The organism is Novosphingobium sp. THN1, assembly GCF_003454795.1.
GTDB lineage: Bacteria > Pseudomonadota > Alphaproteobacteria > Sphingomonadales > Sphingomonadaceae > Novosphingobium.
The window spans coordinates 1,556,920-1,574,437 of the sequence record NZ_CP028347.1 but is presented as its reverse complement, the minus strand read 5'-3'; the positions used below and the strand labels follow the sequence as shown (position 1 = coordinate 1,574,437).

Here is a 17,518-nt window from a genome sequence, read left to right as displayed (position 1 = left end):
GTGCTTCAAGCCGAGGCCGCCCCATAAGGGCGCCCGGCCAGGATCAGGGTTGCGGAGCGCCTTCGGGCATCGGCACGCCACCCGGAGCGCCACCGGGCGCACCACCGGCCCCACCCTGCATGCGCTGCATCTGTTCGAGCATCATGCGCTGCTGCTGGATTTCGGCAGCACTGCGGAAATCGAGCAGTTCGATTTCGAAGACGAGGTCGGAATTGGCGGGGATCACCACTTCGCCGGTCTGCGGATTGCGCTTCTCTTCGGCGCCGTAGGCCTTTTCCGAAGGGATCTCGAGGACGTACTTGCCGCCCTTCTGCATTTTCGAAAGACCTTCGGAGAAGCCAGGGATAACGGTTTCGAGCGGGAGGACCGCATTCTGGCCACGGTCGAACTCCTTGCCGCTGGCGAGGCGACCGACATAATTGATCAGCGCCACGTCAGCCTTGGTCGGCGAAGCGCCGGTGCCGGCCTTGACCGTCTCGATCTCGATGCCCTGGTAGCGGGTGGCATAGGCCACGCCCGAGCCGAGCACGACCGCAGCGATGACGCCGAGCCAGATCTTGCCGACGGAGCCCTTGGCAACGGGCTGGAGCGGAACGCGGGTGATTTCCGACATGCTTTCCCCCTCAAGCGCGATTCGCTTCGAATCGCGCTGGATGATTCGAATGACCTGATCCGGCACACGAAAAAGGGCGCCGGAGTGCGGCGCCCTCTTGGCCCATCAGGGCGCGAACGGCAAGTAGCCAGATGGAGCGTTTCCGCCCCGATCCTTCTTACTTGACGCCGTCACGCTCCTGGCGCTTGCGCTCAAGCTTGCGGGCGCGACGGACGGCAGCAGCCTTCTCGCGAGCGCGCTTTTCCGAGGGCTTCTCGAAGTGGCGACGCAGCTTCATTTCGCGATACACGCCTTCACGCTGCAGCTTCTTCTTGAGTGCACGAAGAGCCTGGTCGACGTTGTTATCGCGAACGAGAATCTGCATAAACCGCTACACCTCAATCTGACGGCGAGAGCCCGCGAAACCGGCGGGAGTCACCTTGAATCTGGAAACACAAAACAAGCCGAATCCGTACAGGACCGGCCCGAACGGGTGCGCCACTAGCCAAATCGGGCCACAAAGGCAAGCAAAGTCGTGCATTTTGCAGGCCATGAGGTTAAGGGCGGCGGATGAACTCTCCCAATACACTGACGGCAACTGCCATCGTCGCCCTGGGTGGCGGCGTAGGCGCCATGCTGCGCTATCACGCGGGGCGCGCCGTAACTGCGTTTTCCGGTCCCAACACCCTGTTCCCATGGGGCACCTTCCTGATCAACGTCAGCGGCAGCCTGCTGATGGGCCTGCTTGCAGGATGGCTGGCGCGGCAGGACGGCAGCGAATCGCTGCGCCTGCTGCTCGGCGTCGGCGTGCTCGGCGGCTTCACCACCTTCTCTGCCTTCAGCCTTGAAACCGCCATGCTGATGCAGCGCGGACTTTATGGCATGGCCGGCTTCTATGCGCTGGGCTCGCTGCTGGGCGGCGTGGCCGGGCTGTTCCTTGGCCTTTCAATGATGCGGGGTGCAGCATGAGCCGCGGCAAGATCCCGGACGACAACGTCCGCCAGTTCACCGTGGGCCGTGACGATGCCGGAGCAAGGCTTGACCGGTGGTTCAAGCGCCACCTGCCGCAGGTCGGCTTTGCCACCGTATCGCGCTGGGCGCGCACCGGGCAGATCCGCGTCGATGGCAAGCGCGCCGATGTCGATACGCGGCTCGAAGCCGGGCAGACCTTGCGCGTCCCTCCCGGCAACGCCACGCCGGTGGGCGCCGGGATCAAGGGCCAGCGCGTGCGCAAGCCGCTGACCGAGGAGCAGATTGCGCTGGCCGAATCGATGGTCCTCGAAAAGGACCGCGCCGCAATCGTGCTGAACAAGCCGCCGGGCCTTGCGACGCAAGGCGGTAGCGGCACGCACGAGCATGTCGACGGACTGCTCGATGCCTATGCCGCCGATGGCGAGCCGCGCCCGCGCCTCGTCCACCGCCTGGACAAGGACACCTCCGGCGTCCTGCTGATCGCGCGAACACCGGGCAGCGCTGCGTTCTTTTCCAAGCACTTTTCTGGCCGATCCGCACGAAAGATCTACTGGGCGCTGATTGTTGGCGTGCCGGAAGTGAAGGACGGACTGATCGAACTGCCGCTGGCCAAGCAGCCGGGCACGGGCGGTGAGAAGATGATGGTCGACGAAAGCGGCCAGGGCCAGTCCGCACGCAGCCGCTATCGCGTCATCAGCCGCGCAGGCAATTCGGCCTCATGGGTTGAACTGCAGCCGCTGACGGGCCGCACCCACCAGTTGCGCGTGCACATGGCAGCGATCGGCCACCCGATCGTCGGTGACGGCAAGTATGGCGGGCAGGCCGCGTTCCTGACCGGCACGATCAGCCGCAAGATGCACCTCCACGCCCGCCGCCTGCGGATCGAGCATCCCGAGGGCGACCTGATCGACGTGACCGCGCCGCTTCCGGCGCACTTCGCGGCGAGCATGGCCAGCCTCGGCTTCTACGAGGAAGACGGCGACCTGCCGCTGGAAGCGCCCAAGCTGGTCCCTGAAAAGACCATGCAAAAGCGCGCGGCGAAGCAGCACGCCAAGGAATATCGCAAGGAGCGCCGGGGCGAACGCCGCAAGCGCGCCGACAGTGAGAAGGGTGCGGGCAGCGCCGGTCGCAAGCCCACGGGCAAGCGCGCTGGTCCGACAAAGGGCGCGCCGCCGAAAAAGGGTCCTGCAAAGCCTGCCGGGAAGCCTGCTGCTCCGCGCAGGGCGCCATCGGGCAAGCCTGCCCGAGGACGCGGAAGGACTGATGCATCCCAACCCGTCCTTCCGGCATGATGACCGCGACCTGTTCGAGGCGCTGATTGCCGAGATCGGGTTCGGGATGGTGTTTGCCACGGTGCCGGACGGCCCGCGCGTGGCGCACGTACCACTGCATTCGACCGGCGACGGCGCGGTGCAGTTCCACCTCGCGCGGGGCAATGCGCTGACCCGGCATCTTGACGGCATGACCGCGCTGGCGGTGATCAACGGGCCGGACGGCTATGTCAGCCCGCGCTGGTATGCCGATCCGGCGCAAGTGCCGACGTGGAACTACGTCTCGCTCGAGCTGGAAGGCCGGGTGCGGCGGATGGATCAGGATGGACTGCGCGGACTGCTCGAGACCGTTTCGGATGCGCATGAGGCGCGGGTGACCGAAGGCACACCCTGGACGATGGACAAGATGCCCGAGGACAAGCTGCGTGCGATGATGGGCGGGATCGTCGGCTTCGAGATGGAAGTGCTGGCATGGCGCCCGACCTTCAAGCTATCGCAGAACAAGAGCGCCGATGACCGGGCGCGCGTGGCGGCAGGGCTGGAGGCAGAGGGCTCCCCGGCGATTGCCGAACTGATGCGGAGGCTCGTTCCTTGAAACTGGCCATTTTCGATTGCGACGGCACGCTAGTCGACAGCCAGGCGGACATCTGCGCCGCGATGGACGCGGCGTTCAAGGCTGCGGGCCTGATCCCGCCCGAACGCCAGTTGACGCGCCGCGTCGTCGGCCTTTCGCTGCACGAGGCGATGCGCCAGCTGCACCCTGAGGGTGAGCATCACGAGCATGCCAGCCTGACCGAGCTCTACAAGGACGCCTTCCGCGCCCGCCGTGCCGCAGGGGCTGTTGCCGAGCCGCTCTACGAAGGCATCGCCACGCTGATCGAGGAACTGGCCGGGCAAGGCTGGCAACTTGCCGTCGCCACCGGCAAGTCCGACCGGGGCCTCGCCCATTGCCTCGCCACGCATGGGCTGACCGGGCATTTCGTCTCGCTGCAAACGGCGGACCGTCATCCTTCCAAGCCCGACCCCTCGATGATCGAGCAGTGCATTGCCGATGCCGGCGCGGATCGCGCGCGCACGGCGATGATCGGCGACACCGTCTATGACATTCACATGGGCGTGAACGCGGGCGTGCGCTCGTTCGGGGTCGATTGGGGCTATCACGAGACCGAGGAACTGATCGAAGCCGGCGCGGAAGCGGTGGCGACGAGCATCGAGGACTTGCGTGCACTGCTGGGGAGGATTGCATGAGCGATCAGGCCCGAGATCCGGCAATGGGCCGCTATTTCGCGTTGCAGGCGGTGCGGGCTTCGGGCGCGGTGCTGGTGCTGCTCGGCGTGCTGGTGCAGGCGGGCAAGGGCCGGGGCCGCTGGCCGAGCTCCCGCCGCTGGTCGGGATCGTGCTGGCTCTGGCAGGCCTGTGGGACTTCTTTTTCCTGCCGCGCATCGTCGCGCGGCGGTGGCGTACTCCGGAATAGACAATGAAGCGCTTTTACAAGGCAGTGACGGTCGAGGCGGCAGAAGGCGGCTTCGGGGTGAGGCTCGACGGGCGGGCGATCAAGACGGTAGGCGGCAGGCCGCAAGTGGTGCCGACGCAAGCCCTGGCCGAGGCCATGGCGGCGGAATGGTCTGCGCAAGGACCGGAAATCGACCCCGCGCTGTTCCTGCTGCGCGACATGGCAGACTACGCGATCGACGTGGTGGCGCGGGACCGCGCCTCGGTGATCGGGGAAATCCTGCCTTACGCCGAGACCGATACGCTATGTTATCGCGCCGAGCCGGACGAGGCCTTTGCCGCGCGCCAGCGGCTGATGTGGGAACCGTTGCTGGCGAATGCCGAAACCCGTCTGGGCGTGCAGTTCGTGCGGGTAACCGGCATTATCCACAAGCCGCAACCGGTCGAAACGCTGGCCGCCTTGCGCGATGAACTCGAAGCGCTCGATGCCTTCCAGCTTGCCGCCTTGCGCAACACCACCAGCCTCGCCGCCTCGCTGGTGATCGGCCTCGCCGCGCTGCAACCGCAAGCCGATCTTGACGCGCTGTGGGATGCCGCCAACCTCGAAGAAGACTGGCAGGCCGAACTCTGGGGCAAGGACGCCGAAGCGATGGAGCGGCGCGAGAAGCGGGCTGGCGCGTTTGCGGCGGCGGCGCGGTTTGCGGGGCTGGCGCGGGGTTAGGCTTACAGGCAATGGTCCCCGGCCTGCGCCGGGGTGACGATTGATACCAAGCTCTGTTTCTCGTCATCCCGGCGCAGGCCGGGATCCAGTTGCTGCCCAATCAGCGCAAGGGCAACATCACCCCACCCAGTCGGCCACCTGCTTGGCCACGGCGTTCGCGGCTTCGTTCAGCGCCGGGCCGACGTACTTGGCTTCGGCCTCTGCCACCGGCACCGTGCTTTCAAAGCGCCTGGTCTCCACGCGGCCGCCGGCTTCCTTGACCGCATCGTAGCGGACCACGGCGGAGCGGGTGCGCGCGTCGTAGCCCATGTCCAGCAGGCGACCCGAGAGGTGGAGACCCGCTGCACCCGGATCGCTCTCGATCACGAGGCGGCTGCCGCGCGCGCGGATGGTTTCGGCGAGCAGGCGCTGGAACAGGCGCGAGGGGCGTTCGACCCACATCGTCTTCTGGAGATAGGCCACGTTGGCATCGTCAATCTGCACCGGCACGCGCGTGACGGCGAGGCGCGCTTCGGCCGAGGGCTCCATCACTACCAGCGCAGTGGCGAACGTGCCGCTGGTGCCGCTGCCTGCAGCAGGCGCGGCGGTGGGGGTGAGCGCCAGCAGCGTGTCCGGCACCTTGGGGCCGAGGCTGACGCAACCGGAGAGGGCGGCGAGAAGTGCGGGGACGACAAGGGCTTTGCGGATCATCTTCATCGCCTCCTCAATTCTTGTAGTCGGGCAGCTTGGGGCCGCCGACAAAACCGCCGACGCCCTGATCGTTCAGGCGGTCGGTCACTTCGCGCAAGCTCTTCGTGGTCGCCTGCAGATCGCGGATGGCCGCTTCGGCAGCAGGCAGCGTGCGTTCGTTCAGCTGGCGGGCGGCCGGGCGGGCTTCGCTCAGGGTGCCTTGCAGCTCATCAGCCGCGCCCTGCGCCGATTTCAGCGTCTGACGCAGCTGCTTGGCGAGGCCATTGGCATCGTTGTTGAGCATATTGTCGGCCGAGTTCGTCAGCTTCTCGAAGCTGGCCAGCGTATAGTTGGCCTGCCGCAGCGTGGCCTGCAGTTCGGCCAGCGTGCGCTTCACATCGGGCGAGGCATCGGCGAGATTGCCGGTCATGCGATCGGTGTTGGCGAGGATGTTCTCGATCGACTTCTGGTTCTTGTCCGACAGCACCATGGTCAGGCGCTCGGTCAGGGTAGCGAGACGTTCGAGCAGGAGCGGCGCGTTCGAGAGGATTTCGCCAAGGCCCGAGCGCTTGGTCGGGATCACCGGCACGCCTTCGGGGCAAGTGGCGCGCTTGTTTTCCTTCGGACAAGCGATAGGCGGGGCGCCCTTGACCGCGCCGGAGAGCTGGATCGTCGAAACGCCGGTGAAGCTGCCGAGCAGGCTGGCCGTGGTGCCCTGCAGGATTGGCACCTTGCGGTCGACCGCGATGCGCACGCGCACGAATTCGGGATCGCGCTCCCACAGCTTGATGTCCTTGACCTGGCCCGACGGCACGCCCGAGAATGAGACCTCCGACCCCTTGGCCAGGCCGTCGACCGACTGCTTGAAGAAGATGTCGTATTCGTTGAGGTCGCCCTGGTTCAGGCGCGCGATCCAGATGGTCAGCACGGCGGTCGCCGCCAGCAATGCCAGCGTGACGAGCCCGACCCAGATATGGTTTGCGCGCGTTTCCATCGGCTAGTCCTTATGCCCCGTCAGGATCAGGCGAAGAACGCCCGTCGTCCGAAAGTGTTGCCCGCACAGCATCATGCCGCTCTTGCGCATCTTGCGCCGCACGTCCGCGCGGGCCGTTGAAGTATTCCTGTATCCACGGATGATCGAGCGCGAGCAGTTCCGGGATCGTGCCCACGGCAATCACCTTCTTGTCCGCGATCACCGCCACCCGGTCGCAGATTTCATACAGCGTATCGAGATCGTGGGTGATCAGGAACACGGTGAGGTCAAGCGTCTGCTGCAGCTTGAGGATCAGCTGGTCGAACGCCGCTGCGCCGATCGGGTCCAGCCCGGCGGTCGGCTCGTCAAGAAACAGCAATTCGGGATCGAGCGCGAGCGCACGGGCAAGGCCGGCGCGCTTCTTCATGCCGCCGGAAAGTTCGGACGGATACTTGCTTGTCGCCTCGGCCGGCAGGCCCGAAAGCAGGACCTTGTACCGCGCAATCTCGTGGCGGAGTTCGTCGCTGATTTCGGGATAGAATTCGCGCAAGGGGACTTCGACGTTCTCGGCCACGGTCAGCGTCGAAAACAGCGCGCCGCCCTGGAACAACACGCCCCAGCGGCTGCGGATGTCGATGTCATCATCGTCGCGGGCATCGGTGATCGTATCGCCGAGCACTTCGACCTCGCCCGCATCGGGAATCTGCAGGCCGATGATCGTGCGCATCAGGACCGACTTGCCGGTGCCCGACCCCCGACAACGCCAAGGATTTCCCCCGGCGCACATCGAGATCGAGGCCATCGTGGATCACGTGATCGCCAAAGACATTGCGCACGCCGCGCACGCGGATCGGGTACTTGCCCTCGAACGGATCAGGCAGGTCGACAAGCTGCTCGGTCGTGGTGGTTGCGGCCTGTTCCATCAGCCCCACCCGATATTGGTGAAGAACACCGCGAAGAACGCATCGAGCACGATGACCGTAAAGATCGCCATGACCACCGCAGCGGTGGTGCGCGCGCCGACTTCCTCGGCATTGTTCTTGACCTGCATGCCCTGATAGCAGCCCGCCAGCGCAACAATCAGTCCGAACACCGGTGCCTTGGTCAGGCCAACCCAGACGTCGTGCAGGGGCACCACTTCCTGAATCCGCGCGAGGAAGGTGAAGAACGGGATGCCGAGCGAAACGCTCGACAGGAAGGCGCCGCCGATGATGCCAAGGAAGGCCGAATAGAAGCCGAGCAGCGGCATCATGATCATCGTTGCCGCAATGCGCGGGACGACCAGAGCCTCCATCGGAGAGACGCCGATGGTGCGCATGGCGTCGACCTCTTCGGTCAGCTTCATCGTGCCAAGCTGTGCCGCAAAGGCCGAGCCGGAGCGGCCGGCGACCATGATTGCGGTCATCAGCACGCCAAGCTCGCGCAAGGTCAGTCGGCCGACGAGGTTGACGGTGTAGATCTCCGCCCCGAACTGGCGCAGCTGCACTGCACCCTGCTGGGCGATGACGATGCCGACGAGAAAGCTCATCAACCCGATGATCGCGAGCGAGTTCACGCCCACCAGTTCCATCTGGTGGACCAGCGCCTTGCCGCGAAAGCGCGATGGGTGGCGCAGCAGTGTCCCGGCGGCCTGGATGATCTGGCCGAGGAAGCCGAGCACCTGCAACATGCCCAGCCCCAAACCGATCATCACATCGCCGACATGCGCGGGCACGCGTTCAAGCAGCGGGAGGCGCGCGGCGGCCACCGAATGGTCGTTCGAATCCGCCTTGCTGATCGCATCGACCAGCTTCTGCGCATCCTCGCTGCAGCCAGTAATTTTCGCGTCGTTGTCTCGCGACAGCCGCCAGACGGTCCACGCGCCGACGGTGTCCATCCGGGTCACACCGGAAAGATCGATCACGCTGACGGATTCGCTGATGGAGCGCAGACGCGCATCGGCAAGGCCCAGCGAGGACACCGTCATCGGCCCGCGGAAGGCGAGCGTCGCGCCTTCCCCATGCGCAGAGGCCTCAATCTGGAAATCGGTCAGTTCCCGCATCTTGCCCGCTTCATGGGGGATTTAATCCAAGGCGACAAGTGCATCACAAGCGCCGTAACGGCGGAACAACGCTTGCGGTTCCCCGGAACGCTTGCAGGCGCGGGCCGGCGATGGCAAGGCGCTGCCCCATGACCGAGACGACTTCAGCGCAGACTTCCGGCGAACTCGCCAAGACATTCGAACCCGCCGGGATCGAAGCCAAGTGGTATGCCCACTGGGAGCAGAACGGGCTGTTCCGCCCGAGCGGCCCGATGCCGCGCCCTATACCATCGTCAATCCGCCGCCGAACGTGACAGGTTCGCTCCACATAGGCCATGCGCTCGACAACACGCTGCAGGACGTGGCGATCCGCTATGAACGCCTGCGCGGCAAGGATGCGCTGTGGGTGGTGGGCATGGACCACGCCGGGATTGCCACGCAAATGGTGGTCGAGCGCCAGATGGAGGCGAAGCAGGACAAGCGCACCAACTACACCCGCGAACAGTTCGTGGACAAGGTGTGGGAGTGGAAGGCGGAAAGCGGCGGCGCGATCACCGGCCAACTGCGCCGCCTCGGCTGCTCGATGGACTGGTCGCGCGAGCAGTTCACGATGGACCCGCACTTCACCCGCGCGGTGGTGAAGGTCTTCGTCGACCTCTACAACCAGGGCCTGATCTACCGCGACAAGCGGCTGGTGAACTGGGACCCCAAGCTCAAGACGGCGATCTCGGACCTTGAGGTCGAGACGCGCGAGGTTCAGGGTGGCTTCTGGCACTTCAAGTATCCGCTGGCCGATGGCGTGAAGCGCGACGATGGCCTGGACTACATCGAGGTCGCCACCACGCGCCCCGAGACAATGCTGGCCGATATGTGCGTGGCGGTCCACCCCGAGGACGAGCGCTACAAGTCGGTCATCGGCAAGGACATCCTGCAGCCGCTGACGGGCCGCCGGTTCAAGGTGGTGGCCGACGAGCACGCCGATCCGGAACTGGGTTCGGGCGCGGTGAAGATCACGCCGGGGCATGACTTCAACGACTTCGAAGTGGGCAAGCGCGCCGGGATCAAGGCCGCCGACATGCTCAACATGTTCGATGCCGAGGCCAAGGTGGTGCAGACCGCCGACGGGCTGGTGCCTGCGGAGTTCCTCGGGCTCGACCGCTTCGATGCGCGCAAGCTCGTGGTCGAGCGGATGAAGGAACAGGGCTTCCTGATCCCGCACGTGACGAAGGACAAGGAAGGCAACGAGGTTCTGCACGATGCCGAACCGCGCACGATCCAGACCCCGTTTGGCGATCGTGGCGGCGTGGTGATCGAGCCGTGGCTGACCGACCAGTGGTACGTCGATGCCGAAACGCTGGCCAAGGCGCCGATGGAAGCGGTGCGCTCGGGCGCGATCGAGATCGTGCCGAAGACCTGGGAAAAGACCTTCTTCAACTGGATGGAGAACATCCAGCCTTGGTGTGTGAGCCGCCAGTTGTGGTGGGGCCACCGCATTCCGGCTTGGTATGGCTCCGACGGCCAGTGCTACGTGGCCGAAACCGAGGAAGAGGCGCAGGCCAAGGCAGGCGCAGGCGTGACGCTGAGCCGCGACGAGGACGTCCTCGACACGTGGTTCTCCTCCGCGCTGTGGCCGTTCGCCACGCTCGGCTGGCCGGATGAGGACGCGCCGCTGCTGAAGAAGCATTATCCCAACGACCTGCTCGTCTCGGGCTTCGACATCCTGTTCTTCTGGGATGCGCGCATGGCGATGCAGGGGCTGCACTTCATGAAGGAAGTGCCGTGGAAGAAGCTCTATCTGCACGGCCTCGTCCGCGCCGCCGATGGCGCGAAGATGAGCAAGTCGAAGGGCAACGTGGTCGATCCGCTGGGCCTGATCGACAAGTACGGCGCCGATGCGCTGCGCTTCTTCATGTGCGCGATGGAGAGCCAGGGCCGCGACGTGAAGATGGATGAGAAGCGCGTCGAGGGCTATCGCAACTTCGCCACGAAACTGTGGAACGCCGCGCGCTTCTGCCAGAGCAACGGCATCACCGGCAGCACCTCGGTCGCAGCCCCTGCCGCCACAGCGGCGGTCAACAAATGGATCATCGGCGAGGTGGTGGAAACCGTCGCCGCGCTCGATCAGGCCATGGCCGACCTGCGCTTCGATGCGGCGGCGAACACCGTCTATCACTTCGTGTGGGACCAGTTCTGCGACTGGTACATCGAACTGATCAAGGGCAATTTCGATGCCGAGACCAAGGCGGTCGCGGGTTGGGTGCTCGACCAAATTCTGGTGATGCTCCATCCGTTCATGCCGTTCGTAACCGAAGAGCTGTGGCATGCGCTGGGCAAGCGCGACGGCGAGCTGATCGTCGCGGCCTGGCCCAAGCCCGAAGCTACGGTAGATGCGGCCGCCAAGCGCGAGGTCGAATGGCTCATCGCGCTGGTCTCCAACCTGCGCACCGCCAAGAACGAACTCGGCATTTCGCCGGGGGCCAAGCTTGACGCCTACCTGCCCGAGCCTTCGGCGCAGACGCGCTCGATCATCGAGGCGAACCCTGCGGCGATCGAGCGTCTTGCGCGGCTTAACGGCATCCGCTTCGAATCGGCGCCTTCGGGCGCTGCGATGCAGGTTGGCGCGGGCGATGCCAACATCATCGTACCGCTCGAAGGCGTGATCGACATCGCGGCGGAGAAGGCGCGTCTGGAGAAGGCGTTGGCAGTCTCGCAGAAGGAAGCGAAGTCGCTCGAAGGGCGTCTGGGCAATCCCTCGTTCGTCGAGAAGGCCAAGCCCGAAGCGGTCGAGAAGGCCCGCGCCGACCACGCGATGCATGCTGCCGAGGCCGAGCGCCTGGCGGCGGCACTGCAGCGGTTGGGATAAACTCCCGTCCCCTTGATGGGGGAAGAAGTAAGGGCCTGAGATGTCGATCGTGTTGGCCACCGTGAACCCCGGCGAGCCGGAGGTGTTCTCCTCGCTTCAGGGCGAAGGCCCCGGCATGGGTCGGCCCTCGGTGTTCATACGGCTTTCGCGCTGCAACCTCGCCTGCCGCTGGTGCGACACCGCCTATACCTGGCGCTTCACCGGCGACAATCGGCCGCACCGCGACGAGGTGGCGTTCGAGCGGGGAGAGAACCAGATCGCGATGAGTGAGGCTGACGCAGCCGCGCTGATCCTGTCCCACCCGAGGAGCGGCTGGTGATCACTGGTGGTGAGCCGCTGTTGCAGGGGCAGCGCTGGCGCGCACCGTGGCCATGCTCAAGGCCGAACGCCCTGCCCTGCATGTCGAGGTCGAGACCAACGGCACCGTGGCAGTGCATCCGGAACTCGATGGGCTGATCGACCAGTTCAACGTCAGCCCCAAGCTGGCGCATTCGGGCAATCCCGCAGAACTGGCGCTGGTGCCCGAGCGGCTGGACGCCTGGGCGCGCGATACCCGCGCATGGTTCAAGTTCGTGGTGGCCAGCGCCTCAGACCTTGCCGAGATCGCCGCGCTGCAGGACCGCCATGGCATCGCCAGCGATCACCTGTTCGTGATGCCCGAAGGCACGGCCAGTTCAGTTCTGCGCGAACGCTCGCGCTGGCTGGCCGAGGAAGCGCTGGAGCGCGGCTGGCGCTTTACCGACCGGCTGCATATCCACCTCTACGGGGACACACGGGGGACCTGAGCTTGCTATAAACAAGAGCGCCGCGAGGCTCATGCCAGCAGCGCCTTGTTGTTCCTGCATCAAGCAATCCGACGATCAAAACGGAATATCGTCGTCCAGATCGTCGCCGAAGCCGCCGCCGCCCTGGTTCCAGCCACCGCCGGCGCTGCCGCCTGACGAGCCGCCACCGCGCGAGGAACCGCCACCGAAGCCGCCCGAACCGCCCGAAGAACCACCATCATTCCAGCCACCGCCAGACGAGCGGCCGCCGCCGCCACCGGCCATGCCGCCGCCGCCAGCGCCGCCCGACCCATCGAGCATGGTCAGCACGCCGCCCATACCGCCGACCGAGATTTCGGTGGTGTAGCGGTCATTACCGGACTGATCCTGCCACTTGCGGGTGCGCAGCTGGCCTTCAATGTAGACCTTCGAGCCCTTGCGGAGGAAGCGTTCGACCACGCCGACGAGACCGTCGGAATTGATCACCACGGAGTGCCACTCGGTGCGCTCCTTCTTCTCGCCGGTGGCGCGGTCCTTCCAGCTTTCGGATGTCGCGATGCGCAGGTTGGCGATGCGGCCACCGTTCTGGAAGCTCTTGATTTCGGGGTCTGCCCGAGGTTCCCGACAAGGATCACCTTGTTGACACTGCCTGCCATCGAATCACGTTCCTTCTGATCTGGCCGATTGCGTAGCGCATGGCTTTGGTGGGGGGCGAGTCCGGGCCTTTGAGTTTTCCAGAAGGAAGATTGGTTCACGCAGAGACGCGGAGAAGAAAGGGAGACGCAGAAGGGGGTAGCGCTGGGCCCACAGGCCCCTCTACCCCGGCAACGACGAGGCTGACGCAAGATTGGAATTGGAGAGCGGCTGCGCCGCAAGCGCGACAACCCCGCGCCTCCCCTTCTTCTCTGCGCCTTTGCGTGAAACCCTTCTAACCCAGCCCCGCCGCAATCGCCGTCCAGTAGGTCACCCCCGCCGCCGCATAGGCAAGCGCGAAGAGGTAGGCGAGCATGAACGCCGGCCATTTCCAGCCGTTGGTCTCGCGCCGGGCGACGGCGATGGTCGAGAGGCACTGCGGCGCGAAGACGAACCACGCGAGGAAGGCGAGCGCCATCGGCAGGGTCCAGCGCGACTTGAGCTGGTCGCCCAGCGCCATCGCAGCCTGATCCTCGTCGTCGCTGGCGCTGACGGCATAAGTCGTGGCGAGCGAGCTGACAGCGACTTCGCGCGCGGCCATTGCAGGGATGATCGCAAGGCTCATGTCCCGGTTGAAGCCGATGGGTTCGAGCACGACCGACAGGCCGTTGGCGAGCGTACCGGCGACCGAGGCGTTGACCTGGTCCTGCCCCGGCTCTGCGCGCGGGAAGTTCAGCAGGATCCACAGCGCGATCGTGACGGTAAAGATCATCGTGCCCGCGCGGCGCAGGAAGATCCACGCGCGCTGCCACAGGCCGAGCGCGAGGTCCTTGAGCGTGGGCAGCTGGTACTTCGGCAGCTCCATGATGAAGCCCGAAGCCGCGCCCTTGGTGACCGAACGGCGCAGGACAAGCGCCACCACCATCGCGCCGACGATCCCGGCGACGTAGAGGCAGAACAGGACGAGACCCTGCAACCCAATGCCGGGGCCGACGCGGGTGTTCGGAATGAACGCGGCAATGATCACCGCATAGACCGGCAGGCGCGCCGAGCAGGTCATCATCGGCGCGATCAGGATCGTGGTCAGGCGGTCCTTGGGATCGGTGATGCTGCGCGTGGCCATGATGCCCGGGATGGCGCAGGCGAAGCTCGACAGCAGCGGGATGAAGCTGCGGCCCGACAGGCCGACGCCGGCCATCATGCGGTCCATCAGGAAGGCGGCGCGGGCCATATAGCCGGTCGCCTCCATCGTCAGGATGAAGAAGAACAGGATGATGATCTGCGGCAGGAACACCAGCACCGAGCCGACGCCCGCGATCACGCCGTCGGTCAGCAGATCGCGCAACAGGTTTTCGGGCAGGGTGGCCTTGGCAAGATCGCCGAGCGCCGAGACGCCGCCGTCAATCGCATCGGCAAAGGGCGTCGCCCAGCTGAACACCGCCTGGAAGACGATGAACAGGAACGCGAACAGGATCGGTGGCCCCGCCCACGGGTGGAGCAGGAGCCTGTCCATGCGCGCGTGGATGCGGTGCTTCGCCGTTTCCGAAAGGATCGCCGCGGTCGCCATCTGGTGCGCCAGCATGCGGCGTTCGGGCAGGGTGACGTGGGGACGCGCTGCATCGTGTGCGCGCTCGGGCTTGTCACGCGCTTCGGCGATGGCGGCAGCAAGTTCGGTCAGGCCACGACGGCGTACGGCCACGGTCGGGATCACCGGCACCCCGAGCGCAGCTTCGAGTGCGGCGGGATCGAGGGTCAAGCCATCGCGCTCGGCGAGATCGACCATGTTGAGCGCAACCACCGTAGGCCGGCCGAGTTCGAGCACTTCCTGCGCGAAGACCAGGTGCTGTTCGAGGTTCGAGCTGTCGAGCACCAGCACGATGACATCGGGCCTGGCTTGGCCGGCCTGCTCGCCCATGATGACCTTGCGGGTCACTTCCTCGTCAGGGCTGGTGGTTTCGAGGCCGTAGGAGCCGGGCAGGTCGACCAGCTCGACCGGCTCGCCCGAGGGAAGCAGCAGGCGGCCCGCCTTGCGCTCTACCGTGACGCCGGGATAGTTGGCGATCTTCTGGCGCGCACCGGTCAGCGCGTTGAACAGCGCGCTTTTCCCGGCGTTGGGGTTGCCGACCAGCGCGGCGACGGTGGGCATCTTGCTCATGCGACAGCTTCTGCGATCGGTTCGACCGTCATCGCCAGCGCATGGATGCGGCGGATGGCGACGGTCATGCGGCCAATCTCCACCGCCAGCGGATCGCGACCGGCAAAGACACCACGATAGGCGAGCGTGACCCTCGCCCCTCGTCAAGACCAAGCGCACGCAAGCGCTGCGCCTCTTCCGCGACAAGCGCGGACCAATCCACCGATGCGATTCGGGCGGGCGTACCGATAGGGAGCTGATCGAGCGTCACCGGTTCCCGCTGCCATAGCGAGCCAGCATTTGCAAGTCATTCGCAATAGAATTGCGCTGGATCAAAAAAGGAAGGTCAGCGCCACCCTTCAATCGTCATCCCGGCGAAGGGCGGCATCCATTACGCCGGTGACTTGCTCGACTTCAAGACCATGGACCCCGGCCTTCGCCGGGGCGACGTGAAAGTGGGGTAGCGCTATGTGTTACCGGTTACGCCGCCGGATAGCGCAGGCGGCCCAGCATTCGCGTCAGCGAGAACGTTTCCTCGCGCGGCTTGACCAACTTGGCCTTGGCCTTTTCGAACTGCATCACGTTCTCGATCCGGCGATCGAGGAAGGTGCGCGTGTCCTCGTGGCCGTCGCTGGTATCCTGCGCGAAGTAGGCAAGCGTCGCAGCATAGATCGAGCCTAGCGTGATGCGCTTCGTATAGTGGTTGTAATCGGTGGCGACATCGCCTGCGAGCCGCCACATCGCATCGGCGCTCGACCAGCCCAGCCGGGTCGCCCTTGCCACGTTCTGCGGCATTGCCATGATGGCCAGCGCGCGACGCAGGGCTTCTTCCTTGCCGACCAGCGCATCGAGCCGGAACTGGACAAGACGGCGGATGCGCTCGCGAATCGGCAGGTTGCCGAGTTGGGTGCTGGGCAGCGCATCGGCCATGTCGGCGTCGATGCGCGCGATCCATGCGGAGATCATCTGCATCGGACCACCCTGGAACGCAAAGGCAGCCAGCGCGGGATCGACGCCCTCCATGGCAGCGGCCGCAGCAACGGCAGCCGGTTTCCAGCCATCGAACGCAGCAGCTTCGGCAATAGCCGGAGCGAGGCGAAGGCGCAGGGCATCGAGGGTTTCGTCGGTCATGTCAGTACCCGTCAGAACGAGGGGCCGTAGGTCTTCTTGGGCGCGGCGGACTTTGCTTCCTTCGAAGCCTTTTCCAGTTCGCCCAGCACCGGGCTGCCCTTGTCGAGCGCAGCATAATCGCGCGCGGACCGGCCCGAATTGTCCGGGCGATCAGGATTGGCCCCGGCCTTGACCAGCATCCGCACCAGCGCGAGGTCCTTGCGGTGGACGGCGCTGATCAGCGGGGTTTCGCCGGTGTTGTTGGCCTCATCGACGCGCGCGCCCGACTTGATCAATTCATCCACGCCTTCGAGAAAGCCCATTTCCGAGGCAGCCACCAGCGGCGTGACACCGCGGTTGTCGCGCGCGTTGACATTGGCTCCCTTGGCGATCAGGAACTGCACCCAGACAAGGTCGCGCCGGGCCACGACGATGTGCAGCGCGGTCTGCCCGGTGGTGTAGTCCTTGGTATTGATGATCTGCGTGCCGGGCTCGTTCAGGGCCTCGGTCACCTTGTCGCCCTCTTTCTTGCGGACGGCATCGAGAAACTTGTAGCTGTCGGAAAACTGGGCCTGCGCCGGAATTGCCGTGGCAGCGGCCAGCAGCATGGCCAGCATGGTAAGCGGCCTGCGCATCTTCGACAGCATTCGAACCTCCTGTTGCGTGCCCCATCAGCCATTCACGGCCCTGCGGACTCGCCTCTTGCAAGGACACGGTTAGCAGAGCATGAACCGGCGCGCCATGGCCCTCACTTTCAGATCGACACTCGCCGCGCTTGCCGCAACCTGCACTTTCGCGCTTGGCGGCTGCAACATGACGCCTGCCGAGCAACCGCCTCTCGCAGGCGCGGCAATCGGCGGCGACTTCACGCTGACCGGCAAGGATGGGCAGGCCGTGAAGTGGAGCGACTTTGCCGGCAAGTATCGCATTGTCTATTTCGGCTACACGTTCTGTCCGGATGTCTGCCCGCTCGACATGCAGAACATCGCGCAGGGCCTGCGCCTGTTCGCGAAGGAGCACCCCGACGCCAAGCCGATCGTGCCGATCTTCATCACCATCGATCCCGAGCGCGATACCGCGTCGGTCGTCGGCAAGTATGCCGCGAACTTCGGCAAGAACGTGGTCGGGCTGACCGGTACACCGGCGCAGATCGCCGACGTCGCGAAGAAGTGGGCGGTGTTCTATCAACGGCGCGACGAGGGCAAGCCCGATGCCTACCTGATGGACCACAGCCGCGCGGCCTATCTGATGGGCCCGGACGGCGCAGCCATCGCATTGCTGCCTGCCGAGCAGGACGGCAAAGCCGTGGCCGCCGAACTCGCCAAGTGGGTGAATTGACGCCGG

The 17,518-nt window shown here is 65.4% G+C and carries 15 protein-coding genes and 4 pseudogenes; 9 read left to right on the top strand and 10 right to left on the bottom strand.

Features of this window, described 5'->3' with window-relative positions; all coding sequences use genetic code 11:
* Positions 1–43: 43 nt before the first annotated feature.
* Complete coding sequence (locus C7W88_RS07855) at positions 44–613, bottom strand: FKBP-type peptidyl-prolyl cis-trans isomerase (RefSeq protein WP_118074654.1); 570 nt, start codon at positions 611–613, stop codon at positions 44–46.
* Between the two features lie 157 nt (positions 614–770).
* Positions 771–977: a 30S ribosomal protein S21 gene (gene rpsU, locus C7W88_RS07850; protein ID WP_039331685.1), complete on the bottom strand. Its 207-nt coding sequence runs from the start codon at positions 975–977 to the stop codon at positions 771–773.
* A 185-nt stretch (positions 978–1,162) separates the two neighbouring features.
* Between rpsU and crcB the strand changes: the two genes are divergently transcribed.
* From crcB to C7W88_RS07820, 6 genes are read left to right on the top strand one after another with little or no spacing between them, the layout of a single operon-like run.
* A complete protein-coding gene (gene crcB / locus C7W88_RS07845) occupies positions 1,163–1,561 on the top strand; it encodes a fluoride efflux transporter CrcB (protein WP_205525275.1) in 399 nt (132 codons plus the stop codon).
* Positions 1,558–2,856, top strand: coding sequence for an RluA family pseudouridine synthase (locus tag C7W88_RS07840; RefSeq protein WP_118073123.1), 1,299 nt, complete (start codon positions 1,558–1,560; stop codon positions 2,854–2,856). Before crcB ends, C7W88_RS07840 begins: the two co-directional genes overlap by 4 nt.
* Positions 2,828–3,430 (top strand): FMN-binding negative transcriptional regulator, encoded by a 603-nt coding sequence (locus tag C7W88_RS07835; RefSeq protein ID WP_118073122.1) that lies wholly within the window; start codon positions 2,828–2,830, stop codon positions 3,428–3,430. The genes C7W88_RS07840 and C7W88_RS07835 overlap by 29 nt, the downstream gene beginning before the upstream one ends.
* The gene (locus tag C7W88_RS07830; protein ID WP_118073121.1) at positions 3,427–4,083 is read left to right on the top strand and encodes an HAD-IA family hydrolase; all 657 of its coding nucleotides are present in this window, start codon (positions 3,427–3,429) and stop codon (positions 4,081–4,083) included. The genes C7W88_RS07835 and C7W88_RS07830 overlap by 4 nt, the downstream gene beginning before the upstream one ends.
* On the top strand, positions 4,080–4,316 hold the full coding sequence (locus C7W88_RS07825; RefSeq protein ID WP_118073120.1) for a hypothetical protein: 237 nt from the start codon (positions 4,080–4,082) through the stop codon (positions 4,314–4,316). The genes C7W88_RS07830 and C7W88_RS07825 overlap by 4 nt, the downstream gene beginning before the upstream one ends.
* The gene (locus C7W88_RS07820; protein WP_118073119.1) at positions 4,313–5,008 is read left to right on the top strand and encodes an ATP12 family chaperone protein; all 696 of its coding nucleotides are present in this window, start codon (positions 4,313–4,315) and stop codon (positions 5,006–5,008) included. Before C7W88_RS07825 ends, C7W88_RS07820 begins: the two co-directional genes overlap by 4 nt.
* Before the next feature lie 117 nt (positions 5,009–5,125).
* Here the strand turns inward: C7W88_RS07820 and C7W88_RS07815 are convergent, their stop codons facing one another.
* The 4 genes and pseudogenes from C7W88_RS07815 to C7W88_RS07800 all read right to left on the bottom strand — a co-directional run bounded on the left by C7W88_RS07815 (position 5,126) and on the right by C7W88_RS07800 (position 8,691).
* Positions 5,126–5,698, bottom strand: coding sequence for an ABC-type transport auxiliary lipoprotein family protein (locus C7W88_RS07815; RefSeq protein ID WP_118074652.1), 573 nt, complete (start codon positions 5,696–5,698; stop codon positions 5,126–5,128).
* Between the two features lie 13 nt (positions 5,699–5,711).
* On the bottom strand, positions 5,712–6,671 hold the full coding sequence (locus tag C7W88_RS07810) for an MlaD family protein (RefSeq protein WP_118073118.1): 960 nt from the start codon (positions 6,669–6,671) through the stop codon (positions 5,712–5,714).
* A gap of 10 nt (positions 6,672–6,681) precedes the next feature.
* Positions 6,682–7,573, bottom strand: a pseudogene (locus C7W88_RS07805) (ABC transporter ATP-binding protein).
* Positions 7,573–8,691 (bottom strand): ABC transporter permease, encoded by a 1,119-nt coding sequence (locus tag C7W88_RS07800; protein WP_118073117.1) that lies wholly within the window; start codon positions 8,689–8,691, stop codon positions 7,573–7,575. The pseudogene C7W88_RS07805 and the gene C7W88_RS07800 overlap by 1 nt, the downstream one beginning before the upstream one ends.
* A gap of 128 nt (positions 8,692–8,819) precedes the next feature.
* Between C7W88_RS07800 and C7W88_RS07795 the strand changes: the two are divergent.
* Positions 8,820–11,533, top strand: a pseudogene (locus tag C7W88_RS07795) (valine--tRNA ligase).
* Between the two features lie 40 nt (positions 11,534–11,573).
* A pseudogene (locus C7W88_RS07790) lies at positions 11,574–12,318 on the top strand (7-carboxy-7-deazaguanine synthase QueE).
* A 75-nt stretch (positions 12,319–12,393) separates the two neighbouring features.
* On the opposite strand, the pseudogene ssb reads toward C7W88_RS07790, so the two are convergent.
* From ssb to C7W88_RS07765, 4 genes and pseudogenes are all read right to left on the bottom strand, one after another.
* Positions 12,394–12,953: pseudogene (ssb, locus tag C7W88_RS07785) on the bottom strand (single-stranded DNA-binding protein).
* Between the two features lie 272 nt (positions 12,954–13,225).
* Complete coding sequence (locus C7W88_RS07780) at positions 13,226–15,085, bottom strand: ferrous iron transporter B (RefSeq protein ID WP_118073116.1); 1,860 nt, start codon at positions 15,083–15,085, stop codon at positions 13,226–13,228.
* A 459-nt stretch (positions 15,086–15,544) separates the two neighbouring features.
* Positions 15,545–16,195, bottom strand: coding sequence for a COQ9 family protein (locus tag C7W88_RS07770; protein WP_118073115.1), 651 nt, complete (start codon positions 16,193–16,195; stop codon positions 15,545–15,547).
* 11 nt (positions 16,196–16,206) lie between these two features.
* The gene (locus C7W88_RS07765; RefSeq protein ID WP_118073114.1) at positions 16,207–16,821 is read right to left on the bottom strand and encodes an ankyrin repeat domain-containing protein; all 615 of its coding nucleotides are present in this window, start codon (positions 16,819–16,821) and stop codon (positions 16,207–16,209) included.
* A gap of 79 nt (positions 16,822–16,900) precedes the next feature.
* Here C7W88_RS07765 and C7W88_RS07760 point away from each other — a divergent pair, with 79 nt between their 5' ends.
* On the top strand, positions 16,901–17,512 hold the full coding sequence (locus C7W88_RS07760; protein ID WP_118073113.1) for an SCO family protein: 612 nt from the start codon (positions 16,901–16,903) through the stop codon (positions 17,510–17,512).
* Positions 17,513–17,518: the final 6 nt, after the last annotated feature.